Raw genomic sequence first — 24,958 nt, 5'->3', positions numbered from 1 at the left:
CGGGCCCGCGTCCGCTCCGGCGGCGCGGGCCCGACCCGTTCGTGGTCGCGGGCCCGGCCCGTTCGCGGGCGGGGCGTGACAGGGGCGTACGCGGTCTGTCACAACCCGGTGGCGGCGCCCGTCCGGAGCCGTGCTCCCCTCTTTTGCGCCATGCCCCGACCGCTACGCTGACCGTATGACGAGCGAGGAGCAGCCCACCCCCAGCGCCCCGGCGGCCGGACCGGGCGGTACGCCCGGCCTGCCCGAGGTCGCGCCCGCCGGGACCGCCGGCGAGCGGATCCGGGCGCTGCTGCGGCTGCGCCCCTACCGGCGCCTGTGGACCACCCAGCTGATCGGCGGCACCGCGGACCGGCTCGGCCTGCTGGTGCTGCTGATGCTCACCGTGGTCGCCGCCGTGCTCGGCCGGCAGTTCGGCGACCTGCCGCGCAGCCTCGCCTTCGCGGTCGCCGCCGTCCTCGCTACCCGGTTGGTCGCCACCGGACTGGTCGGCGCCGCCCTGCTCGGCCCGGTGCACGGGCTGCTCACCGGGAAGCTCGACCGGCGCTGGACGCTGTTCGGCGCCGACGTGCTGCGCGTCGTGCTGATCGGCATCGCCCCGTGGTGGATCGTCTGGCTGGGCTCCGGCACCGAGCCCTCCGGCGCCGCGACCTGGGTGCTGCTCGCCACCGTCTTCCTGACCGGCGCCGCCGAACGGGTCTGGGCGATCGCCAAGGCCGCGGCCGTCCCGGCCCTGCTGCCGCCGGTCGATCCCTACGCGCCGGCCGGCGAGCGGCGGCCGTCCGCCGCCAACCTGGCCACCGTCCGCACCCTGGACCACCGCACCGGGTGGGCCGCGCTGCCGCTCGGCGCCGGCGCGCTGGTCGCGCTCACCCTGCTGAACAACGTCTTCGCGGCGATCGGCTCGGACTGGCTGCGCGCCCACCAGACCACCTTCGCCGCCCTGGGCGCGGCCGCCCTGTTCGCCGTCTCGGCCGCCCGGGTGTACGTCCAGGAGCTGCCCGGCGGTCCCGTCCGGGTGCCGCCGGCCTCGCCCCTGCGGGGCCTGCGCGCCCCGACCGACGCCACCCCCGGCCCCGCCCTGGCCAAGGGCCGCACCGGCGCCGCCCCGTACTTCACCTTCGCGGTCTCCGCCGGGTACGCGACGATGGCCGGCGTCGCCGCGCTGTCCCTGCTGACCGCCGTCGAGCACCGCGCCGGGCCGATCGGCTACGGCATGGTGGTGCTGGCCGCGACCGGCGTCCCGGCACTGGGCATCCGGATCACCCGGGCCGTGCTGCCCACGCTCTCCCGCCGCCGGCTGCTCGCCCTGGCGCTGCTCACCGAGGGCATCGCACTGGTGCTGGCCGGCCTGGTGCTGGACTTCGTGCTCCTGCTGCTGCTCACCGCGCTGGCCGCGCTGGCCGCCGGCGTGGTGATCTCCACCGGCCGCAGCCTGCTCGCCCTGGAGGTCGAGGAGGCCCGGCTGCCCAAGGTCACCGAGCACCTCTACGCGGTGCTGCGGGTCGTGGTCGGCACCTCGCTGGTCGGCCTGCCGCTGATCGCCGCCGCCTACGGGGACGTCCAGTACGGCGCCGTCGAGCCCGGCTCGTTCACGTTCATCCACGGCGGCGCGGCCCTCGCCGTCGGCACCGCCGGACTGTTCACCCTCGTCCTGGCCGTCGTCGTGCTGCTGCGCACCGACGACCGGCGCGGCACCGTGCCGTTCGGCCGGGACCTGGTCGACTCGGTGCGCGGCGCCACCGGTCCGGCCCCGCACCGGGCGGGCACCGGCTTCTTCATCGCCCTGGAGGGCGGCGACGGCGCCGGCAAGTCCACCCAGGCCCAGGCGCTCGCCGAGTGGATCCGGGGCAAGGGCCACGAGGTCGTGCTCACCCGTGAGCCCGGCGGCAGCCCGATCGGGCAGCGGCTGCGCAGCCTCGTCCTGGACGTCGGCAACACCGGGCTCTCGCACCGGGCCGAGGCGCTGATCTACGCGGCCGACCGGGCCGAGCACGTCGAGAACGTGATCCGCCCGGCGCTGGCCCGCGGCGCCGTGGTCATCACCGACCGGTACATGGACTCCTCGATCGCCTACCAGGGCGCGGGCCGCGACCTGGCCGCCACCGAGGTGGCCCGGATCTCCCGCTGGGCGACCGGCGGGCTGATGCCCGACCTGACCGTCGTCCTGGACGTCGACCCGACCCGGGCCCGGGAGCGGTTCACCGAGGCGCTGGACCGGCTGGAGTCCGAGCCGACCGAGTTCCACCAGCGGGTGCGCTCCGGCTTCCTGGCGCTCGCCGCCGCCGACCCGGCGCGCTACCTGGTCGTCGACGGCAGCCAGGCCCCCGGACTCGTCACCACCTCCATCCGCCACCGGCTCGACCGCGAGCTGCCGCTCTCCGAGCAGGAGAAGGCCGCCCGCGCCGAGCAGGAGCGCAAGGCCGCCGAGGAGGCCCGGCGCCGGGCCGAGGAGGAGGCCCGCAAGCGCGCCGAGGAGGAGGCCGCCGAGCGCAAGCGCCAGGAGGTGCTGGCGCAGCTCAGGGCCGAGCAGGCGGAGAAGGAGCGGCTGGCCGAGGAGGAGGCCGAGCGGGTCGCCGCCGAGGCCGCGCGCAAGGCCGCCGAGGAGGCGCGCCTGCGGGCGGAGGAGGAGGCCCGCAAGCGGGCAGAGGAAGAGGCGAAGCGGCGGGCCGAGGAAGAGGCGCGCCGGGCCGTCGAGGAGGCCGAGCGCAAGCGGCTCGCCGAGGAGGCGGCCGCCCGGGCGGAGCTCCAGCGCCAGCGCGAGCTGGCCCGGGAGGAGCAGCGGCGCCGGGCGGAGGAGGCGCTGCAGCGGGCCGAGGAGGCCCGGCTGGCGCAGGCCGCCGCGCTGGCCGCGGCCGCTGCGGCCGCCGCCGAGGCGGCGGAGCGTGCGGAGCGCACGGGCCGGGGCGGCGACGTCCCGGGTGCCGCCGGGGCGGGTCCGGACGACGAGATGACCACCGAGCTGCGGGTCGTGAAGGACTCCGGGCCGTCGGACCGGCGGGACGGCAGCGACGCGACCAGGGAGCTTCCGGTGCTGGGCGGGGGCGCCGTCGGGCGGCCCGGCGAGGCGGCGGGTGGCATGGCGGACGTCGCGGAGACGGCGGTGCTGCCGGTCGTCCCGGCGGCGCCGGCCGGGACCGGTGCCACGAGTGCTCCGGCGGACGAGACGGCGGTGCTGCCGCGGATTCCGGCGGACGAGGCCGACCGGACCGCGGTGCTGCCGCGGATCGAGCCGGGGCGTCCCGGGGGCCAGACGCCGTCGGGTCAGGCGCGGTCGGGCCAGGTGCCGTCGGGGCCGGCTCCGCAGGGCCAGGTGCCGCCGGGCCTCTGGCGGGACGCCCGGCCGGGCAGCCCGGCCCGTCCGGCGCCGGCGGACCGGCCGGTGGACAGCACCCGCGAGCTGCCGGTGGTCGACCCGCAGCAGGAGCAGCCCGCCGCCGACCCGAGGCCCCGGCCGGACTGGGCGGAGGAGACCCCGCTCGACGATCTGCCGAGCCTCACCGACACCCTGCTCGGCACCCGCGAGGAGTGGGCCAGCTGGGGCCAGGGCGGTCAGTCCGCTCCGTCCGGTCCGACGGGCCAGGCGGGTCCGACGGGGCAGGCGGGGCATGCGGGGCAGGCAGGTCCGGGCGCCGGTGACGCGCGGCGTGACGGCGGCCAGGACGACGGCAAGGGCAAGGCCCGGCGCTGGGGCCGCCGGAGCTGACCGGCCGGAACAGCCGGGACGGCAGCAACGTCCGGCCGGGCCTGCGGTAGGCCCGGCCCGGTGCCGGTGGGGCCGGTCCGGTCTCGGTGGGGCCGGTCCGGAAGCACCGGGCGACGTCGTACCGGACACGTATGCTCGACGGCGGGAAGCGGGAGACGAAGGCCGGACGGGTCCGTCCGGCGGCCTCCGGCTCCCGCCGTCGCCGGTGTGGGCGGGGGCGGCAGGTCCGTACCGAGCGTGGGAGCAGCAGTGGCCGTCTGGGACGACCTGGTGGGCCAGGAGCGGGTGGTCGAGCAGCTGACCGGCGCCGCCCGGGCGGCCGGGGCGATCGTCGATGCCGGGCGGGGCGCCGAGCCGGTGTCCGGTGCGAACGCCTCGCTGATGACGCACGCCTGGCTGTTCACCGGACCTCCCGGGGCCGGCCAGATCACCGCCGCGCGGGCCTTCGCCGCCGCGCTCCAGTGCACCAGTCCCGACCTCGCGCTCGGCGGCACCCCCGGCTGCGGCTTCTGCGACGGCTGCCACACCGTGCTCGCGGGCAGCCACGCCGACGTGAAGTACGTCCGCACCGACGGCCTGTCCATCGGCGTCGGCGACATGCGAGACCTCGTGCTGCGCGCCTCCAGCTACCCCACCGGCGGCCGCTGGTCGGTGATCCTGGTCGACGCCGCCCACCGGCTCACCGAGGCTGCCGCCAACGCGCTGCTCAAGGGCGTGGAGGAGCCCTCCCCGCGCACCGTCTGGCTGCTCTGCGCCCCCTCCGTGCAGGACGTGCTGCCGACCATCCGCTCCCGCTGCCGGCTGCTGGTGCTGCGCACCCCGGCCGCCGAGGCGGTCGCCGACATGCTGGTGCGGCGCGACGGGGTCGATCCGCCGACCGCCCGGCTGGCCGCGCTGGCCGGTCAGGGCGACATCGAGCGTTCGCGCCGGCTGGCCGTCGACGACCAGGCCCGGTCGCGGCGCGCCGAGGTGCTGCGGATCCCGCTGGAGGTCGGTGACATCGGCGGCTGCCTGGCCGCCGCCCAGCGCCTGGTCGACACCGCCAAGGCCGACGCCGAGGCGCTCGCCGACACCCAGGACAGCAAGGAGACCGACGACCTCAAGGCCGTGTACGGCGCGGCCGAGGGCGGCAAGGCACCGCGCGGCATGGCCGGCGCGGTCAAGGAACTCGAGAAGCGGCAGAAGAGCCGGGCCACCCGCACCCGCCGCGAGACCCTCGGCGTCGCCCTGCTGGACCTGCTCGGCTTCTACCGGGACGTGCTGGCGATCCAGCTCGGCTCGGCCGGCGCGCTCGCCAACGAGGACCAGCGGCAGGCGCTCGACCGGGTCGCCCAGGCCGGACCGCCGGAGTCCACCCTGCGCCGGATCGAGGCGATCCTCGCCTGCCGGGTGGCGCTGGACCGCAACGTCGATCCGCTGCTGGCCGTCGAGGCGATGACGGTGGCCCTGCGCGCGGGCTGACCGCCGCGCCGCGCCGGGGGCGGTACGGCTTCCCGCGACGGCCCGGTACGGCCTCCCGCGCCTGGCCGGTTCGGCTTCCCGCGCCAGTGCCGCGTCCCACGTTCGAGTGAACGAGCGATACGCGCCGGGCGCACCGTCGTAGGACGTCCCGCCCGACCTGCACGCTGGGGGCCGACTGCGCCCCGCCGCCGGGGCCGTCGCGTCCCGTACGGTGCCGGGCCCGACCGCCCCGTCCGGCCCTCCCCGAGGTGGTGCGTCCCATGGTCCGTTCGCTTCTGCTCGTCCCCCTGCTCGCCGTCGCCGGGGGAGGAGTCTGGTTGGCCCGTGGCGCGCTGGTGCGCTGGCGGGACCTACGGGTCGCCGAGACGTACGAACTGAGCGGGGACCAGTGGCCGATGCTGGTGCGGGCGGCCGGGGCGATGGTCTGCGGGATCTGCGTCACCGTGCTGACGCTGCTGACGGCGCTGGGCGCCTTCGGGAGCCTCGACGGCGGGGTCGCCGGGCGGACCGGTTCGGCCGCCGACCGGTTCGAGGGGAGCGAGGCGGGCAACGGGTTCGGCGGTTCCGGTGGCGGGGCCGACGGGCCGGGCGCCGGTCGGCCCGCCGCCCCGCCGGTCGAGGCCGTCGACGCCGCGGCCCCCAGCACCACCGCGAGCACGCCGACGCCCTCCCCGCTGCCGGTGGTCAGCCGGTTCGACAGCGTCGGCCACCCGGGCGGCGGCGAACTGCTCCAGTCAGCCGTCCCCGGCCCGGACGGCCACCCGCGCAACGTCCGGGTCTGGCTGCCCGCCCAGTACGCGAAGGACCCGAACGCCCGCTTCCCGGTCGTCGTGATGCACGCCGCCACCCCCCGGAAGACCGCGGACACCGAGGTCCCCGACGTGTTCGAGGGCCTCGCCTCCGCCGTGCAGAGCGCCAAGTCCAAGCCGTTCATCCTGGTCGCCCCCGAGGCGCCGAACGGCACCGCGCACCCCTGCGAGCTGGTCGCCGCCGCCCCGATGGCCGTCGCCGACGACGCGGCGCTGCGCACCACCATCGCGGCCACCTTCCGCACCCTGCCGCCCGGCCCGGCCGCCTGGGGCACGCTCGGGGTCGGGGACGGCGCGCCCTGCGCGGCCGCGGCCGGCCTCGCGCGCCCCGACCTGTACGGTGCGGCGGCTGCCGTCTCCGGCCGGTACGACCCCGCCGCGCTCGCCCGGACCGGCGCCGAGGCGCCCGCCGCCGGGACCCCGAGGTTGCTGCTCGCCGCCGGGAAGGCCGACACCGCCGGGCTGGACGCCGCCCGCAAGCTCCAGTCGGCACTGCGCGGCGGCACCGGCGCCGCCGCCCGCGCCGAGGTGCGGATCTCCGACAACGCGACCGACTACTCGGCGGACCGGATCCGGCTGCGGCTGGTCCGGCAGGCGGCCCAGTACCTGGGCGAGACGCTCGGCAAGGCGTCCTGACCAGGCCCGGTGCGGGCACTACGCTTCCGGTACCCCCGGGCGGCGGCGCGGCTGCCGACGGGTGTGGACGGCTGAAGGGATCCCACATGCGGGCCGACGGGCGGCAGGACGTGTCATCGCGGGATCGGGCAGCGTGGGTGCGGGCAGTGCAGGTTCGGGCAGTGCAGGTTCGGGCGTCGCGGGGGCGCCGTACGAGTGTGGTGGCCGCGGTCGCGCTGGCGGCCGCGGCCGGTCTGGTGGCGGGCGGCTGCTCGGCCGGTGGCGTGCCTACACTCGCTGCCCCCTCCGACAGCGCGTCGCCCGCTGCTGCCCCCTCCGGTGCTGTTTCCTCCGGTGCCGCCCCGGCGGGCCTCGCGGGGGCGGCCGGGGGCGCCGCGGCCGTCACGCCGCTGGAGCCGCTGCCCGCCGACGTACCGCCCGCGCTCGCCCCCTACTACGCGCAGCGGCTCGGCTGGACGCCCTGCGACGACGGCTTCGAATGCACCACCTTCCGGGTGCCGCTGGACTACGACCGTCCCGCGGCCGGCGACCTCACCCTGGCCGCCGTCCGCGCCCCCGCCGTTCCGGCCGGAGCCGGTGACACGCCCGCCCCAGGCGAGCGGCTCGGCTCGCTGCTGCTCAACCCGGGCGGCCCCGGCGGCTCGGCCGTCGAGTACGTCGAGGGCGTGGCCCGCACCTACGACGCCGGCGTTCGCGCCCGCTACGACCTGGTCGGTCTCGACCCGCGCGGGGTCGGCCGCAGTTCACCCGTCACCTGCCTCGACGGGGAACGGATGGACGCCTACACCGCCGTCGACATCACCCCCGACGACCAGGCCGAGGTCGACGCCCTGGTGACCGCCGCCAAGGAGTTCGCCGAGGGCTGCCGGCAGCGCTCCGGCGACCGGCTCGGCCACCTGAGCACCGTTGAGGCCGCCCGCGACCTGGACGTGCTGCGCGCGCTGCTCGGCGACGAACGGCTCCACTACGTCGGCAAGTCCTACGGCACCTTCCTCGGCGCCACCTACGCGGGCCTGTTCCCCGGCCGCACCGGCCGGATGGTGCTCGACGGCGCGATGGACCCCTCGCTCGACTCCCTCACCGGCAACCGCACCCAGGCGGGCGGCTTCGAGACCGCCTGGGCGGCCTTCGCCCGGGACTGCGCCGCCCGCGAGGACTGCCCGCTCGGCCGGACCGAGCAGCAGGCCGGCGAGCGGCTCACCGCCCTGTTCGCCGCGGTCGACGCCCACCCGCTGACGACCACCGACGGCGCCCGCCGGCTCAGCGAGGCACAGGCGACCACCGGCGTCATCCAGGCCATGTACGCGGACTTCCTCTGGCCCCGGCTGCGCACCGCGCTCGCCGAGGCCGCGACGGGCGACGGCACCGGCCTGCTCAGGCTCTCCGACGACTACTACGGGCGGGAGGTGGACGGCTCGTACCCCAACCTGATGTTCGCCAACATGGCGGTGAACTGCCTCGACCTGCCCGCGCCGTTCGCAGGCCCCGACGACGCCGCCCGTGCCGTCCCGGACTTCGAGCGGACCTCGCCGAGGTTCGGACGCGACATGGCCTGGATGGCGCTGACCTGCACCTACTGGTCGGTCCGGCCGACCGGCACACCCCACACCGTCCGGGCCGCGGGAGCCGCCCCGATCGTGGTCGTCGGCACCACCCGGGACCCGGCCACCCCCTACGCGTGGGCGCAGGCGCTGGCCGGGCAGCTGGAGTCCGGGCGGCTGCTGACCTACGACGGCGACGGCCACACCGCGTACGGCCGGCACGACACCTGCCTCGACGGCGCGGTCAACCGCTTCCTGCTGGGCGGCGAGCCGCCCGAGAACGGAAAGACCTGTGGACGGTGAGGGAGTGCCCGTTACGATGGGCGCCCCCTCCCCTCCTCGTCCCTCCCGGAGCCCACCGTGCTCGGAGTCAACGACCTGACGACCTACGTCCTCGGCGCCCTCGTCATCGTCCTCCTCCCCGGCCCCAACTCCCTCTACGTGCTCTCGGTCGCCGCCCGCAAGGGCGTCCGCACCGGGTACCGGGCCGCCGCCGGCGTCTTCGTCGGCGACTTCACCCTCATCAGCCTGACCTCGCTCGGCGCCGCCTCCCTGCTGAAGGCCAACCCGGCCGTCTTCGCCGTGGTGAAGTTCGGCGGCGCCGCCTACCTGCTCTGGATAGGCATCGGCATGCTGCGCGCAGCCCGCGGCCTGTGGCGCGAGCACCGGGCCTCCGACGAGCCGGCCGACGGCGCCGCCGAGGCCCCCGGGCCCACCGAGCGCCCGTTCCGCCGCGCCCTGGTGATCAGCCTGCTGAACCCCAAGGCGATCCTCTTCCTGCTCTCCTTCTTCACCCAGTTCGTCGACCCCTCCTACGGCAGCCCGGTGCTCTCCTTCACCCTCCTCGGCGGGATCCTGCAGGGCTTCAGCGTCCTCTACCTCTCCGTGCTGATCTTCGCGGGCACCTCGCTCGCCACCGCCTTCCGCCGCCGCAAGCGCCTCTCCGCCACCCTCACCGGCAGCGTCGCCGCCCTCTTCGCCGGCTTCGCCGCCAAGCTCGCCGTCTCCTCCGCCTGACCCCGGCCCCGCCCCCACCCGCTTCCCACCGCGTTACGGATCACCCGCGAACCTGTGTAGACTGGCCCGCGTTGCCGAGACTTCGGCAGCGGTGCCGCCTTAGCTCAGTTGGCCAGAGCAACGCACTCGTAATGCGTAGGTCGCGGGTTCGAATCCCGCAGGCGGCTCTGTAGAAGCCCCAGGACTCACTCGCCGTGACCTGGGGCTTTTGCCTTTTCTCGGGGTGTGAGCACTCGGTGTGCCCCATCACCCGGGGTGTGTGGAGCGACTGTCGAGCCCTATCCGCCCGCACCGGTCCGACGGGTGGAGCGGGATCCGGTCGACGTGCGAGAGGGCAGCAGGACGGTCAGCAGGGTGGCTGTGGCTGTCCAGGTGAGGGCTCCGAGAAGAACGGTGATCAGGGTCGGCAGTTGGGTGCCGGCGAGGAGTCCGGTGGCGAGGGTGGCGTTCACCAGTGCGGCGCTGACCGCCGTCTGGACTTCGGCCCGGTGCCGGGCGAAGGCTTGGCCGAGTCCGCGAACGAGTGGCTTCTGCAGGCCCAGCAGGACGGGGCACATCACCCAGCTGAGGATCAGCACGCCCCACCAGGGCATCGGCGAGACGATCAGGAGCAGCAGGCAGGAGATCGCGGTCACGCCCATGGAGACGAAGATGCCGCCCAGGCTGTCCTCGTCCTCGGCGGTGGCCACGTCGAACTTCATTCCGAGGGTCAGGAGCAGGGCCGCGGCGACGGCGACGGGGACCGTCCAGCCCACCGACCAGGAGGCGAAGACGACCAGCTGAAGTCCGATCAGCGCGGCACCTGCCAGCGCGCTCCGGCCCACGGCGGTGTTCCGCGCGGTCCGTGGCTTCGCCGGCACGGCCTTTGGCTCGGGCTCCGGTGGTGCGTCGAGGACCGTCGGCGGGTGGGGTGTTGCGGGCTGTGCCCACTGGGCGGTCCTGGTCGGGGCCGAGGCGAGGTCAGGGGCGGCCATCGGGCGCGGCGTTGCGGGGATCGCGAGCAGGGCGTCGATCGTCTCGATGACCTGGGCGGCGTCGGCGGGCCGGTCGTCGGGTTCCTTCGCCAGGAGTTGGAGGACGAGTTCGTCGACCGCGGCAGGGACGGAGGCGCGGTGGCTGCTGGCGGCCGGGGGTATGCGGGTCAGGTGCTGGTGGAGGACGGCCAGCGGTGCTCCGGTGAAGGGTGGTTGGCCGGTCAGGAGGGTGTGGAGCAGGCATCCGACGGCGTAGAGGTCGGCGGAAGGGCCGATGTTCCGGTCGCCCCGGGCTTGTTCGGGCGCCATGAAGGCGGCCGTACCGATGGCGTGGCCAGTTCCGGTGAGGGCGTGGTCCTCGTACAGGTGCTTGGCGATCCCGAAGTCGAGGATCTTGACGGTGCCGCCGGGCAGGAGCATGGCGTTCGCGGGCTTGATGTCCCGGTGGACGAGGCCGGCCCGGTGGGCGGTGGCGAGGCCGGCGCACACCTGCCGGGTCCAGTCGAGGGCGTCCTCAACCGGTGGCAGCGCGCCCTGGGTGATGATCCCTTCCAGGGACTGCCCTTCGAGGAGTTCCATGACGAGGAACGGCGCACCGCCCTGTTCGGGTCCGGTGCGGCCGAAGTCGTGAATGGTCACGATGTGCGGGCTGCTGAGGTTTCCGGCGGCCCTGGCCTCGGCGGCGAACCGCTCGATGCTGGCGGACGCCGGGTCGGCACCCGTCAGCAGCTTCACCGCCACCGGGCGCCCGACCCGTTCGTCGAACGCCCGCCAGACCTGGCCCATCCCGCCGGAGCCCAGGATTGATTCCAGGCGGTACCGATCGTCGAGCTGTGCTCCGTGCATGTCCACCCCGTCACGGCCTCGGGAGCGCGGTTGCTCCGGGTGCGCTCTACCGGTCGTGCACTCTATCGGGCTCCAGCTGGGGCGTCCGTCGCGCTCCAGTGGCAGTCGAGGGCGGCTGTGAGGATCCGCAAAGCCGTATCAATGCCTTGGTTTCTTTTCTTTGCCGCTTCGAGGAGCGGGCGGATCGTGTGAATGGGGATGGGAATTCGGCATTTGTGTCCGAGTTTCCCTGATCGGTGGGTAGTCCTTGCGCCGGTGCCCGCCCGGGTGGCTCCGACCTGGTGGGATGCCCTATGTGAGTGGTGATCCGTGGTGCCGGGTCGAGGCTGATCCCGGGTGCTCGGTGCCCTTTACCGGAATTCATGGATCCAGTTGGTGAATGGCGGGGTGGTGGTGCGGGCCGGTGAGATGATCGCCGCATCCATGAGGATGCGGGAGGGCAGGAATGAATCTTCTGGTAGCCGAAGAACTGTGCCTGAGTTTTGGCACGACCCGTGCGTTGGACGAGGTGTCGTTCGCGGTCGGTCCCGGGGAGGTGGTGGCCGTGACCGGATCGAGCGGGTCGGGGAAGTCGACGTTGCTGCACTGCCTGGCGGGGATCCTGGCGCCGGAGGGTGGGAGTGTTCACCTCGGTGGGGAGCGGATCGACAATCTGTCCGAGTCGGGCCGGAGTTCGCTGCGGCGGCGGGACTTCGGGTTCGTGTTCCAGCTGGGTGAGCTGATCCCCGAGCTGTCCGTGCTCGAGAACGTGGCGCTGCCGTTGCGGCTGGCCGGAGCGAGTCGGAAGGAGGCCGCGCGGCAGGCGGGGGAGGCGCTCGGGCGGTTGGAGGTCGCCGACCTCGCCGTGAAGCGGCCGGCCCAGATTTCCGGAGGGCAGGCTCAGCGAGTCGCGGTGGCGCGAGCCTTGATCCACCGGCCCAAGGTCGTCTTCGCGGACGAGCCCACCGGTGCGCTCGACACGGTCAACGGCGAGCGGGTACTGACCGCGCTCACGACCGCCGCCAGGGAACAGGGCGCGGCGGTGGTCGTCGTGACGCACGAGGCACGGGTCGCGGCCTGTGCGGACCGCGAGATCGTCATGAGCAACGGCCGAGTGGTCGGGACGAAGGAGCGGGTGTGATGCGGGCCCGCTTCTACCCCCTGATGCTGGGTGTCCGGCTGGTGCGCGGATACGGCCGTTCGGGCTGGGTCCGGGTTGCCCTGATGGCCGGTGGCACGGCCCTCGGGGTGGTCGTCCTGCTGCTGTCGATCGCGGTCCCGGGGATGCTGCAGCACCGTGCGGATCGGGCGGACGCCCGCACGGTGATCTGCGCGGCCACGGAGGACCGGGCGGCGGCTGGGTGCGGTCTGCTCGGCGAGAGCGTGTCGGACAGCTGGTTCGGCCAACCCCTGCAACGCCAGCTGGTGCCCGAGGCGGCCGCCGGCCCGCCGCCCGGGCTGGGGCGTCTGCCGTCCCCCGGTGAAGTGGCGCTCTCCCCGGCGCTGCGCGCGCTCTACGACCGGCCGGAGAACCAGGCGCTGCGCGACCGGCTGCCGGGCCGGGTCACCGGGACGATCGCCGCCGACGGTCTGCTGCAGCCGGACGAGCTGCTCGCCTATGTCGGTGTCACCGACACCCCGGGAGCGCCTTCGCAGCAGGCCGTCGGTTACGGGCCGCAGGCGCACGGGGCCACCGGGCCGGCCGTGGTGGCCGAGGCCGGGGCCGTGGCGGACGCCCGCAAGAACACCATCACGCTGATCGTCGGTGTGATCGCCGTGCTCACACCCGTCCTGCTGTTCCTGGCTTCCTGCGCCCGGCTGTCCGCCGCTACGAGGGACCGGCGATTGGCCGCCCTCCGCCTGCTCGGGGTGACGCCGCGTCAGGCGCAGGTGGTGAACGCGGGGGAGAGCGCCGTGGTGGCGACGCTGGGAGCACTCCTAGGCCTGGCGATCTTCGAGGCGGTGCTGCCGTTCACCTCGCGGTGGACCGTCGCGGGCTACGGCTGGTACTCCGCCGACCTCCGGCCGCCGCTGTGGCAGATCGCGGCACTGGTCGTCGCAGTTCCCGTTCTCGCCGTCGGGGTGGGAGCGGTCGCGGTTCGGCGGGTGACCGCCGCCACGAGGGCCGGACGGGCCGACGCCCTGCCCAAGGCACTCTCCCTGTGGCGGCTGGCACCGTTGGTCGCCGGTGTCGCCGTCACCGGATACGCGGCGGTCAGCTCCCCGCCGGAGCGCGGCGACCCGAACACGTCGATGCTTCTCGTCATGGCCGCCGGGCTGCTGCTGGTGTTCGTCGGTCTGGCGACAGGGACGCCGCTGATCGCCCGGAGCATCGGTGTGCTCCTCGGGCGGGTGACCCGGTCGATCGCGGTCCTGCTCGGCGCCCGGCGGCTGGAGGTCGAGGCCGCGGCGGCCACCCGGGTGGTCGCCGGGCTGGTGCTGCTGGTCTTCGCCGGGGCCTTCGGGCAGTCGATGCTCGCGTCGATCCAGTCCCGGACCGACGCGACCTCGTGGGTGCAGGTCATGGCCTCCGGCGTCTACCAGGGGCCGGCCAGGACCGCCGACGGTACGCCGCTCGCGGCCGCCACGTTCGCGGACGTCCCCGGCGTGCGGTCGGTGGTCCCCGTGCGCCGACTCCAGACGCCGATGGCGCCCATGATGTCGACGGCGCCGGCCCAGGGAGTCCCGGAAGGGGCGACGGGGGAGCCTGCCAGCACGGTCCAGGCACCCCCGCGTGTCCACAACGCCGTCGTGCTCAGTTGCGCCGAACTGTCGGCCGTGATCAAGAAAGCGCCGCAGTCCTGCGAGGAAGGGACCGCGTACTGGCTTGCCGGGACGGGACAGCCGACCGGGATCGGCGACGGAGCGCCGCTCACCCTGGCGCCGACGGCTTCCGCCGGCGCGCCCGTCACGGTGGCGGCGCCCACCCGCACCCTCGCGGTCCCCGACCGCGGTGCGGTGAGCGACGGTTCCCCGGTCGCGGCCGACATGCTGCTGCCGCCGGGCGCACCGGGCCTGGCCGCCGTGTCCCTGCCCGCCACGACGTACCTGATCGTCACCGACGGGGAGCGGTCCACCTTCGAGGCGCTCAACGCGGCGGCCGCCCGGGTCGACCCGAGTCTGACCGTCGCGGTCCCGGACATCGCGCTCGAAGCGCAGTACCAGTTCCCGCTGTTCCGTGCCCTGCTCACGCTCGGAACCGTCCTGGTCCTGGCCATCTCCTGCGCGGCCATCGCGGTCGGCTCGATCGACCGCGCCGTCGAACGCCGCCGCGAGGTGGCCCTGCAGGCCGTGGTCGGCGTCCCGCTGCCGACCATGCGGCGCGCTCAACTGCTCCAGGTGCTGATCCCGTACGGCACCGGCATCACGCTGGCCCTGGGGCTGGCCGTTCTGGTGGGCCGTGCTTACGGGCGTGCGGGAGGGACCTCGGGGGCGATCCCGCTGGGAGGGCTCGGCACCGTTGCCGCCATCGCGCTCACCGGCGCGGTGCTGGCGGGGCTGAGCGCGCTGCCCGCCCTCGGCCGGGGCGTCAAGGCGGAGTTCCTGCACCGGGAGTAGCCGGGGGACGGTGTCCGCCACCGGTGACCGCAGGGCCCGCGCTGCAGGAGCGCGGGCCCTGCGGTCGTTGGTGGGGGCGTGGGAGGTGGGCGCACGAACCGGCGTGGGGGCGCATGGGGGTGGGCGGGGTGTGCGTCGATTGGGCGGGGGGTCGGGGAGGTTGTCGGGGGGCTTCGGGAACCGCTTCCGGAAGTACCGGCAGAAGCGTTTCTGTTTCGCGCTTTTTCGTGGCGCACAACTTGACATGGCCTGGCGAAATTGGCGTTGTGACGAAGTCGGCACGTGGCTTCGGTGCAGGTCAGGAATGTTACCGACCGGTCGCGAAAGAAAGTACTTGACTTGTCGTCAGGCAGATTCCTAGGGTGAAACGAGTATGAGCCGGTGTGCTTCGGCACGCAGCGGTACGGGGGAAGATGAACGTGAATGTGGCAGTGGCTGACAATTGCGGAAGCGAAGTCTGCCATTCCACTTGTTCGACTGGTGGGCAGCAGCTGGGGCGGTGACGACCGCCTGACGTCGTGTGGGGTCGACGGACTCCAACGACGTTCTGTTGCAGGCCAGTTGCTCGGCTGTTTCGCGCGCCGTCGGGGTGCGCCGCCGAGCCGGACCTCCTGATGCATTTCCGGACAATGGCGTCGCCAATGCCATGTCCGCAGGCATCGAATTCGGCTGCGATCGCGCTCGCGAGTTAACCGAAGATTAACCGGAATCGCCTCTCTCGAGTGTTGGGGCATGAATACGGTCTCATCGGTCAAGGAAATGCGGCGCGATCCGCCGGTGCAGCTGATCACGCAAATGAGTATGGGGGAAGTGTGCGTCATGCCTGAAACTTCGATTGCCGTCCTCTTTCCGGGGCAGGGTGCGTTCTACGGCCGTGCCCTCGCCGACCTGCGGGACGAGTTCCCCGAGGTCGGACCGGTCCTCGCCGAGATCGGTGACGCCGCCCGTCCGCTGCTCGGCGACCGTGCGGTGGACCAGCTGTTCGCGACGCGGACGCCGGACACCGAGCAGCTGCTCCGGGAGGCCCCGGAGGCGCTGCAGCTGGCCATCTACGCGGTGTCCACCGCCACCTACGCCGTGCTGCGGGCCCGCGGTCTGCGCCCGAACGTTCTGATCGGCCACAGCCTCGGCGAGATCGCCGCGCTGGTCGCGGCGGGCGCGTTCACGCCCGCCGAGGGCGCCGAGATCGTCTGCCACCGGAGCATCGCGCTGCGCGAGGCCGGTCTGGGCGACGCCTACATGGCCGCCATCGGCACCGACGCCGACCGGGCGCAGCGCCTCGTCGACCTGGTCGGCGACCCGCTGACCGGTATCGCGGTGGAGAACCACGCCGGCCAGACCGTGCTGTCCGGCCGGGCCGAGACACTGGACACGATCGGCCGGCTGGCCGCCGTGCTGAAGATCGACTTCGCCCGGCTCAAGTCGCCGTACGCCTTCCACAGCCCGTTGCTCGGCCCGGCGGCGGAGAAGTTCGCCGCGCGGATCGCGGACATCCGCCAGCGTCCGCTGGAGACCACCGTGCACTCGCCGATCATCGGCCGGGCCTACGAGGACGGGGACCGGCTGACCGAGCTGCTGGCCGGGCACTTCACCGCCCGGGTGCGCTTCGGCGACACCGTGCGCGAGCTGGCGGGCACCGGGGTGTCGGTGTTCGTCGAGAGCGGCGCTCTGGACGCGCTGAGCCGGATCACCGGCCGCATCGTGGAGTCGCCGGTCACCACCGTGCCGACCCTGCTGCCGGAGGCGGGGGGCGCCGCCGTGCTGCGGCAGGCGCTCGACCGGCTGGCCTCGGTGGGTGCGGTCGCCGCGGGTGCGGGCGGCTCCTCGGCGGACCAGCTGCGGGCGGCGCTGCTGTCCGACGTGCCGGCCGAGGACTTCGAGGCATTCTGGAACGGTCGGGGTGTCGAGGTCCGGGCGTTCGCCCGCGAGGCCTACCTGACCTACCTGGGCGCGAAGGAGGAGGAGCCGAGCGTCGGCGCGAGCCTCAACGGCAGCGCGAACGGCAGCGCGAACGGCAGTGCGAACGGGAGCCTCAACGGCAGCGCGAACGGGAGTGTCGCGGCCGTGGACCGGGACACCCTGGTCCGCCAGCTCGCCGACATCTACGCCGAGGCGCTGGAGTACCCGGCCGAGGTCTTCGAGGAGGCCACCGACCTGGAGGCCGAGCTCGGCGTCGACTCGGTGAAGCAGACGGAGCTGCTGGTGCGCGTCGGCAACCGCTACGAGCTGCCGCCCCGGCCGTCCGACGTGCGTCCGGCCGCCTACAACACCCTGGGCAAGATCGCTGACCTGATCATCGCCTCGGGCGGATCGGTGTGAGCGAGGTGTCCCAGGAACTGCGGGGAAAGATCGCCCTGGTCACCGGAGGGGCGCGGAACGTCGGCAAGGTCATCGCCAAGCGTCTCGCCGCCGACGGCGCGCTCGTCGTCATCAACCACCTGCACTCGCCCGGGCCCGCTCGGGAGACCGCCGAGGAGATCGAGCGGGCCGGCGGCCAGGCGCACGTCATCCGGGCTTCGGTCGCCGTCCGGGGCCAGGTGGACCGGATGTTCGACGAGATCGAGGAGCGCTTCGGCGGCCTCGACATCCTGGTCAACAACGCCGCCAACGGTGCCCTGGTGCCGGGCGGCGAGGTCACCGACCAGCTGATCGACCGGGCCCTCAACACCAACCTCAAGGGCGGCCTCGCGTGCGCCCAGCGCGCCGCCGCGCTGATGGCGCGGCGGGGCGGGGGCAGCATCGTCAACCTCTCCACGCTGGGCGGCGGCCAGTTCGTCATGGCCAATTACCTGGCCTGCGGGCCGGCCAAGGCCGCCGTGGAGGCGATGACCCGCTACCTGGCCGTCGACTACGCCCGGGACGGGATCAGGGTCAACACGGCCGCCGCCGGGATGCTCTACAGCGAGGTCGTGGACCTCTTCCCGGACGCCGAGCGGATGCAGCGGGCGACGATCGAGGCCACTCCGATGGGGCGGCTCGGCCACCCGGAGGAGCTGGCCGAGGTGGTGGCCTTCCTGGCCTCGCCGCGGTCGAGCTGGATCACCGGCCAGGTGATCCTGGCGGACGGCGGACTGTCCACCGGGCAGGCGCTGCTCTCGCCGCCGCGCGCGCTGGTGGAGCCGGTGCCGCCGACCGTCCCGGTCGGGGAGTCGGCGGAGGAGCGGGACAAGGCGGTGGGGGTCCCGGCGAACGCGCCGGTCGCCCCCGTGGCCGCCCCCGTGGCCGCCCCCGTCACCGCGCCCGTCACCGCCGCCGTGCAGGCCGCGGTGACCTCGCGTCAGGCACCGGTCGTGCAGGCCGTGCCCACCACGCCCGCCCCGGTGGCCCCGGCCCCGGTGGCCGCAGTGGCCGCGCAGGCGGAGGTCGAGGAGGAGGCGTTCGACGAGGACGACGAGATCGCCATCGTCGGCATGGGCATCGTGGTGCCCGGCGCCAACGACCTCGACGAGTACTGGCACGAGCTCATGAACGGCGCCGACCGCTTCGTCGAGATCCCCGCCGACCGGTGGGACAACGACAAGTTCCACTCCTCCGACAAGCGCGACGAGGACAAGACCTACTCCAAGCGCTCGGCCTTCATCACCGACTTCGTGCCACACCCGCAGCTGGCCCGCGAGCTGGCCGAGGCGGGGACCGACCCGAACGCGGTGGAGTCCACCACGCTCTGGCTGCGCCACTCGCTGCTCCAGGCGATGGAGGGCGTCCGGCACACCCCGGAGGACCGCTGCTCCTTCCTGGTCGGCTACACCGCCGACGGCAGCCAGCACCTGGAGGAGGCGACCGTCCGGGCCGGTGTGCTCGGCCGGATCGCGCCCATCCTGGACGGTCTCGGCCTGTCCGGGGCGGACCGCGCCGCCGCGCTGGCCACCGTCGAGCGGCGGCTGGCCGGGCACTACCCGCGCAGCGGCCCCGAGCCGCTGCACTTCTTCCCGCACCGGGTCGGGCTCAACGCGATGCGCGACGTGCTGCCGGACTCCGCCGAGCTGCTGCTCGTGGACACCGCCTGCTCCTCCTCGCTCTACGCGGTGGACCTGGGCCTCAAGGGCCTGCTGGAGGGCCGGCACGACATCGCGGTCTGCAGCGGCTCGTTCGCCGTGGGCCCGCGCGGGTCGATCCTGTTCGCCAAGCTCAACGGCCTGTCGGTGAGCGGCGAGGTCCGCTCGCTCGACAAGGACAGCGACGGGGTGCTGTTCTCGGACGGCGCCGCGACCGTCGTGCTCAAGCGGCTCAGCCGGGCGCGCCGGGACGGCGACCGGGTGCTGGCCACCCTGCGCAGCTTCGGCTCGTCCTCGGACGGCAAGGGCAAGGCGATCTACGCGCCGAGCGCGGCCGGCCAGAAGCTGGCGATCCGCCGCGCGCTGGACCGGCCGGGCATGGACGACGTGCGCCCGGACTGGATCGTCGCCCACGCCACCGGCACCCCGGCGGGCGACCTGGCGGAGTTCACCACCCTGCGCGAGACGCTGGGCGGTCACGAGCCGGGCCGCGCCCCGGTGGTCGTCACCTCCAACAAGTCGGTGATCGGGCACACCGGTTGGGCCGCCGGCGTGGCCTCGCTGATCGAGGTCGTGCTGGGCTTCCGGCACGATGTGATCCCGCCGCAGCACCGGTTCACCGAGACCCCGGCGGACTTCGCGATCGGCGGCTCCAACCTGGTCGTGCCGACCGAGGCGGTGCCCTGGCCGCGCGGCGCCCGCCGCCGCACGGCCGCCGTCTCCGGCTTCGGCTTCGGCGGCACCAACGCCCACCTGGTCGTGCAGGAGCCGCCCGCGGCGCCGAAGGCACCGTCCGGGCTCCCGCTGCCGGCGCGGACCGAGCAGGTGAAGCCGCAGCGGATCGCCGTCGTGGCCCGGACCGCGCACGTGCCGGGCACCGAGACCGCCGACGAGCTGGCCACCTGGCTGGGCCGGACCGGTCCGGAGGACGTGTCCTTCGGCGACACCTACCCGCTGCCGTCGTTCAAGCAGGTGCGGATGCCCCCCGGCATGATGCGGGGCATCGACCGCTGCCAGCTGATGATCCTCAAGTGCGCGCACCGGCTGCGCGACAGCCTGGGCGCGTTCTGGGAGGACAACAGCGAGACCACCGGCGTGGTGCTCGGCCACCTCGGGGCGACCCGCAACGCGACGCTCTACGCGCTGCGCTGCTACCTGGACGACCTGACCATCGCGCTGAAGGCCGATGCCTCGCTGGCCTCGGCGCCGTGGCTGCCGGAGGCGCTGGAGCTGCTCAGGACCGAGGTGCGGCGGCTCGTTCCGCCGTCCAACGAGGACTCCTTCCCCGGCATGATGCCGAACGTGATCCCGGCCCGGGTCGCCAACTATTTCGACCTCAAGGGCCTCAACATGACGGTCGACACGGGGTTCACCTCGACCTTGAGCGCGATCGACGTCGCCATCCGCTACCTGCGGCAGGGCGAGCTGACGATGGCGCTGGTCGGCGGCATCAACGGCAACAGCACCGACGAGGTGCGCCAGCTGCTGGACGAGGCCCTCGACGGGGGCAGCGTGCTGGCCGAGGGCGCCTTCCTGTTCGCCCTGGTGACGGAGGAGACCGCCGCCGCGGCCGGGCTGGAGGTGCTCGGCTACCTGGACACCCCGCTCGCCGAGGCGGAGTCGGCCGGGGAGCCGAACGGGGCGCGGGCCGCGGCGTCGGTGCCGACCGTCGAGTGCGGCGCCGTCCGCCCCGGCCGGGAGGTCTGCTACCTGGGCGCCGAGGGTGCGATCGGCATCCTGCAGGTGCTGGCCGAGGAGCCGGCCGGGCGCGACGCGCTGGTGGTCTGCCGCGGCGAGAACGGCGCGCCCGACCTCAGCGTCCGGGTCTCGGCCCCGCTGTCGGCGGCCGTGCCGGTGCCGGAGGCCGACCTCCACGTGCCGTCCGCGTTCTACGACGAGCGGCTGTACGACGACCGGCACCCGCTGGTGGTGAGCCGGCACGTGCCCGGGCTGACCGAGACGCCCGGCGAGCCGGTCCGCGCCGAGCTGCCGTTCTGGCCCGCGGAGCCCACCGTCGTCCTGACCGACCGGCCGGAGACGGTGACGGCGGCCGGGGCGCCGGCCGGCACCCTGGTGCTGTCCACCGTGCCGGGCGGTCCCGGGGTCCGGCACGTGCCGGACGCCGAGGCGCTGGCGGGGCTGCTGGACGAGGCGGACCCGCGGCGGCTGATCCGGCACATCCGGGTGGTCACCGACCTGTCCGGCGCGGACACGGCCGGTCCGGCGGAGGCGGAGGCGTTGAGCGCCCTGCACGAGCTGGTTTTCCTGACGGTGCAGCAGCGGCACGAGGCGCTGGCCGCCGAGGCCGGCGGCGCGAGCTGCGTCGGGCTGTTCCTCGGGGCGATGACCGACCGGACCCCGCACCCGTTCACGGGCATGTTCACGGGCCTGTTCAAGGTGATCCACCTGGAGTACGCGCCGCACTGCCTGACCTACGCGCTGATCACCGGGACGCGGGAGGCCGCCACCGGGGTCGCGCAGGCGGAGCGGGAGTCGGCGTTCCGGCGCGGCGTCCCCTCGGCCTTCCACGACGGCGGGCGGCGGCTGACCGTCACCCTCGCCGAGGAGCCCGGCGAGCTGCTGCCGCCGGGGGAGGCGACGCTCGGTCCGGACAGCGTCGTGGTCGCGGTCGGCGGCGGGCGGGGCATCACCGCCGAGCTGCTGGCCGAGGTCGCCCGGCACTTCCGGCCCCGGGTGTACGTGCTCGGCAGCAACCCGGTGGACTCCCACCCGGCCGAGTACCTGGAGCTGGACGACGAGGCCTTCGCCAAGGGCCGCGCGGACTACATCCGCAAGCAGCTGGCGCTGCGGACCGGCCGCAACCCCGCGCAGCTCAACCGCGCGTACGAGCGGATCGGCCAGGCCCGGGTGATCCGGGCCAACCTGCGCCGGATCGCCGAGCACAGCGGCGCGGGCGCGGTGCACTACGTGCCCTGCGACGTGACCGACCGCGACCAGGTGACGGCCGCGATGGACCGGATCCACGCCGAGGCCGGGCGGATCGACCTGCTGGTCAACGCGGCCGGGCTGAACCGTTCGGCGCCGATCGCGACCAAGAGCCTGGCGGAGTTCCGGCAGGTCCGCGACCTGAAGGTGCTGGGCTACTTCAACCTCAAGCACGCCCTGCGCGGCCGGCTGCCGCGCGCCTGGTGCAACTTCGGTTCGCTGCTGGGCATGACCGGCCAGGTCGGCGAGGCCGACTACGCCTCGGGCAACGACTTCCTCGGGGCCGCGGCGACCTACCACCAGCAGGTGCAGGGCATCCACGAGTTCACCGTGGGCTGGACCCTGTGGGGCGAGGTCGGCCTGGGCGCCAACGAGTTGACCAAGGCGTACTTCGAGAAGAGCGGGCTCTACTCCGCGATGAGCACCGCGGAGGGCGTGCACCACTTCGTCCGCGAGCTCAACCTGGCCAAGCCCTCGCCGTACACCGTGCACCTCGGTGACGCGGAGCGGCGGGCGGTCGACCGGCTGCTGCCCGGCTTCCTCAACCCGGGGGCGCCGCGGGGCGGTTCGGACTCGGCGGTGCCGCAGGAGCCGGTGCGCCCGGAGCGGCCGGCCGCGGCGGGACCGGTGGAGCCGGAGGTGCTGCCCTTCTACCTCGGCGAGGTGGTCGAGCGCGGCACGGACTCGGTCACCTTCGAGCGGGTCTTCGACCTGGAGCGGGACGACTACCTGCGCCACCACAAGGTCGGCGACGCGCCCACCCTGCCGGGGACGTTCGTCACCGAGATCGCCTTCGAGGCGGCCTCCTGGCTGGTGCCGGACCTAAAGGTGTACGCCTTCGAGGACCTGCGCTTCCACCACTTCCTCAAGGTCCGCGAGTCGGACCGGGCCGGGCTGCGCAAGCGGATCCGGGCCGAGCTGGTGGAGCGCCGGGCCGACCTCGGCCAGGCCGTGGTGGCGGTGCGGATCACCCACGACGTGGTGGCGCCCAACGGCACCGTGCTGGTCAAGGACCGGCTGCACTTCGAGGTGCGGGTGCTGCTGGCGGGCGACCTGCCGGACGCGCCGCACTGGAAGGCCTGGCACCCCGCCGCGGAGACGCCGGTGCCGGACCCGTACCACAGCCCGGGCTCCCCGGTGCTGCTGACCGACCTGTTCGTGTCGACCACCGACACCCGGCTGCACCCGGACGGCAAGCGCGCCACCTACAACCTCGAACTGCCGCTGGACCACCGGGTCTTCGGGAGCTTCGGGATCCCGGTGGTGCTGCTCGACGGGCTGGCCAGGACCGGGGTGCTGGCCCTGGTCGACGGTGACCTGATCCCGCTCGCGGCCCCGCTGGGCATCGGCCGGATCGACGTCTACGAGCACGGCGGCGACAGCCATGTCGCGGCCAGGTACGGGCGGGTCGACCTGTACGCGGTGCTGCCCGGGGCGGAGGCCGACGGGCGGAACGCGGGCAGCGGCAACCGGTTCGTCGCCGTCCGTCCGGACGGGCGGATCCTGATCCAGATGAAGGACCTGGACTGGACGCTGATGGGCTATCTCGACCGGAGCACCGGGAAGTTCGTGACTCCCGAGGAGATGGCCGAGGCGGCCGCCGCCCGGGCGGTCGGAGCCGGTGCCGGCACCGGTAGGGCGGAACCCGAGCCGGTCGATCCCGGGGTGGCGGATCCCGGGCCGACCGACCCCGTGGCGGCCCCCGCCGAGGCCAGCGAGGTGGTGACGGCGATGGGAAAAGCTGAGGCCGGCGCGGCTGGTGGGCCGACGCCGGCGGCCACGGACCCCCAGTACGCCACGAGCAGGAAGGCGGGCACCGACGTGACCGCGAGCAAGGAGAACGGCGGGCAGCCGGCCCCGGAGCCGGGTACGGCGGTGGCCACGGTCGTCGCCGCGCCCGAGCGCCGCCCGGCGCGCCGCCCCGCGCCCGCCGTCGCGCGGCTCGCGCGCCCCGCTCCGGGGCCGCGCGGACTGCGGACCGTCCCCGGCAACCTGCGCAAGTTCCAGCGCAACGCGCCCGCCCTGTTCACCGAACTGAGCCGGGCCTACGGGGACATGGTCCGGCTGCCGCTGGGCTACTTCACCGTCCACCTGAACTACCACCCGGACAACATCAAGTACGTCCTCCAGGACAACAACCAGAACTACATCCGTGGCAAGGGCTACGACGCTTTCAAGATCTTCATGGGGATGGGCCTGCTCACCCTCGACGGGGAGGAGTGGAAGCAGCACCGCCGGGTGGTGAACCCGCTGTTCCACAAGACCGCCATCGACAACATGGCGACCACCATGACCGACTCCACCGCCCTGGTGCTCGACCGCTGGGAGCGGGCGGGGTCCGACAAGGCCGGCCTCGACGTGGTGCCGGAGATGATGGACCTCACCCTGGGGGCCCTCGGCAAGGTCATGTTCGACACCGACCTGCACCCGCTCAGCGACCGGGTGGGGCCGGCGATGGTCACCTCCATCGAGGCCATGGTCTTCCGCGGCACCCTCAACCAGCTGACCCCCGAGTTCGTCCCGATCCCGTACAACCGGCGCATCCGCCAGGCGCGCAAGGTGATGTACGACGTGGTGGACGGCATCGTCGAGGCGCACCGGGACGGCCGGCACGAGGGGCTGACCGACCTGGTCAGCCTGCTGCTCCAGGCCCGGGACGAGAGCGGCGGCGAGTGGACCCGGCAGCAGGTCCGGGACGAGATCATGACGGTCTTCATGGCCGGCCACGAGACCACCGGCACCGGCCTGGCCTGGGCGCTCTACGAGCTGGCCAAGGACCCGGAGGCGCAGGAGCGGCTGCACGAGGAGGTCGAGCAGGTGCTCGGCGGGCGCACGCCCACCATCGAGGACCTGCCGAAGCTCCCGTACGCGAAGATGGTCACCGACGAGACGCTGCGGCTGCACCCGCCGATCTGGGTGTACCCGCGCGACGCCGTCGCGGAGGACGACGTCAACGGCTGGCACGTCCCGGCCGGCGGCAGCGTCTTCATGGTCCCGTACGTCACCCACCGGCACCCGGACTACTGGGTGGACCCGGAGCGCTTCGACCCGGAGCGCTTCACCGAGCAGAACCGCGCCCAGCAGCCCCGGTACGCCTACTTCCCGTTCGGCGGGGGCCAGCGCAAGTGCATCGGCAACCAGATGGCGCTGGTGCAGACGCACCTGACGCTGGCCATGGTGGCCCAGCGCTTCCGGCTGCGGCTGGTCCCCGACCACCCGCTGACGCTGGGCACGCTGGTGTCCTTCCGCCCGGTGGACGGCATCCGCCTCGTCGTGGAGCCCAGGAAGCGATGACACGCCGATGACACTCAAGGAACCGATCACCCTCGCGGAGGCCCTCGCCCCGCCGGTGGTGGACTACCCGCAGGACGGATCGGTGCGCCCCGTGCGGCGCCATGTGTGGGAGCCGGTGGAGACCGCCGCGCTCCCGCCGGGCGCCGCCCCCGGGCTGCGCGGGCGCTCGATCGCGGTGGTCGGTGGCCGGGAGGCCACC

Annotated in this window: 11 protein-coding genes and 1 tRNA gene; 11 read left to right on the top strand and 1 reads right to left on the bottom strand. The window is 74.1% G+C overall.

Annotated elements, in window-relative coordinates; all coding sequences use genetic code 11:
• Positions 1–175 precede the first annotated feature (175 nt).
• From tmk to BI06_RS08005, 6 genes are all read left to right on the top strand, one after another.
• Complete coding sequence (gene tmk, locus BI06_RS08030; protein WP_063794935.1) at positions 176–3,703, top strand: dTMP kinase; 3,528 nt, start codon at positions 176–178, stop codon at positions 3,701–3,703.
• A 249-nt stretch (positions 3,704–3,952) separates the two neighbouring features.
• On the top strand, positions 3,953–5,164 hold the full coding sequence (locus tag BI06_RS08025; RefSeq protein WP_043466717.1) for a DNA polymerase III subunit delta': 1,212 nt from the start codon (positions 3,953–3,955) through the stop codon (positions 5,162–5,164).
• Positions 5,165–5,424: 260 nt separating this feature from the next.
• Positions 5,425–6,609 carry a hypothetical protein gene (locus BI06_RS08020; RefSeq protein ID WP_030392678.1) on the top strand — a complete coding sequence of 395 codons (1,185 nt, stop codon included), beginning with the start codon at positions 5,425–5,427 and terminating at the stop codon, positions 6,607–6,609.
• Positions 6,610–6,872: 263 nt separating this feature from the next.
• Complete coding sequence (locus BI06_RS08015) at positions 6,873–8,453, top strand: alpha/beta hydrolase (RefSeq protein ID WP_369826067.1); 1,581 nt, start codon at positions 6,873–6,875, stop codon at positions 8,451–8,453.
• A 57-nt stretch (positions 8,454–8,510) separates the two neighbouring features.
• Positions 8,511–9,167: a leucine efflux protein LeuE gene (leuE, locus tag BI06_RS08010; protein WP_043466711.1), complete on the top strand. Its 657-nt coding sequence runs from the start codon at positions 8,511–8,513 to the stop codon at positions 9,165–9,167.
• Between the two features lie 93 nt (positions 9,168–9,260).
• Positions 9,261–9,334 (top strand) — tRNA-Thr (locus BI06_RS08005).
• Between the two features lie 111 nt (positions 9,335–9,445).
• Here the strand turns inward: BI06_RS08005 and BI06_RS08000 are convergent.
• On the bottom strand, positions 9,446–10,987 hold the full coding sequence (locus tag BI06_RS08000; protein WP_149030311.1) for a protein kinase: 1,542 nt from the start codon (positions 10,985–10,987) through the stop codon (positions 9,446–9,448).
• A gap of 445 nt (positions 10,988–11,432) precedes the next feature.
• On the opposite strand from BI06_RS08000, the gene BI06_RS07995 reads away from it, so the two are divergent.
• The 5 genes from BI06_RS07995 to BI06_RS50430 all read left to right on the top strand — a co-directional run.
• Positions 11,433–12,107, top strand: a complete 675-nt coding sequence (locus tag BI06_RS07995) for an ABC transporter ATP-binding protein (protein WP_043466709.1) — start codon at positions 11,433–11,435, stop codon at positions 12,105–12,107.
• Positions 12,107–14,524, top strand: coding sequence for an FtsX-like permease family protein (locus tag BI06_RS07990; RefSeq protein ID WP_043466707.1), 2,418 nt, complete (start codon positions 12,107–12,109; stop codon positions 14,522–14,524). Before BI06_RS07995 ends, BI06_RS07990 begins: the two co-directional genes overlap by 1 nt.
• An 819-nt stretch (positions 14,525–15,343) precedes the next feature.
• Entirely contained in the window at positions 15,344–16,843 is a 1,500-nt protein-coding gene (locus BI06_RS07985; protein WP_051740467.1) for an acyltransferase domain-containing protein, read from the top strand.
• A complete protein-coding gene (locus tag BI06_RS07980; RefSeq protein ID WP_051740466.1) occupies positions 16,840–24,759 on the top strand; it encodes a cytochrome P450 in 7,920 nt (2,639 codons plus the stop codon). Before BI06_RS07985 ends, BI06_RS07980 begins: the two co-directional genes overlap by 4 nt.
• 7 nt (positions 24,760–24,766) lie before the next feature.
• Positions 24,767–24,958: hypothetical protein (locus BI06_RS50430; protein WP_158516404.1), on the top strand; the 192-nt coding region annotated here is incomplete at its 3' end.

This window comes from Kitasatospora sp. MBT66, from assembly GCF_000710405.2.
GTDB classification, from domain to species: domain Bacteria; phylum Actinomycetota; class Actinomycetes; order Streptomycetales; family Streptomycetaceae; genus Kitasatospora; species Kitasatospora purpeofusca.
This window is presented reverse-complemented; position numbering and strand designations above follow the sequence as displayed.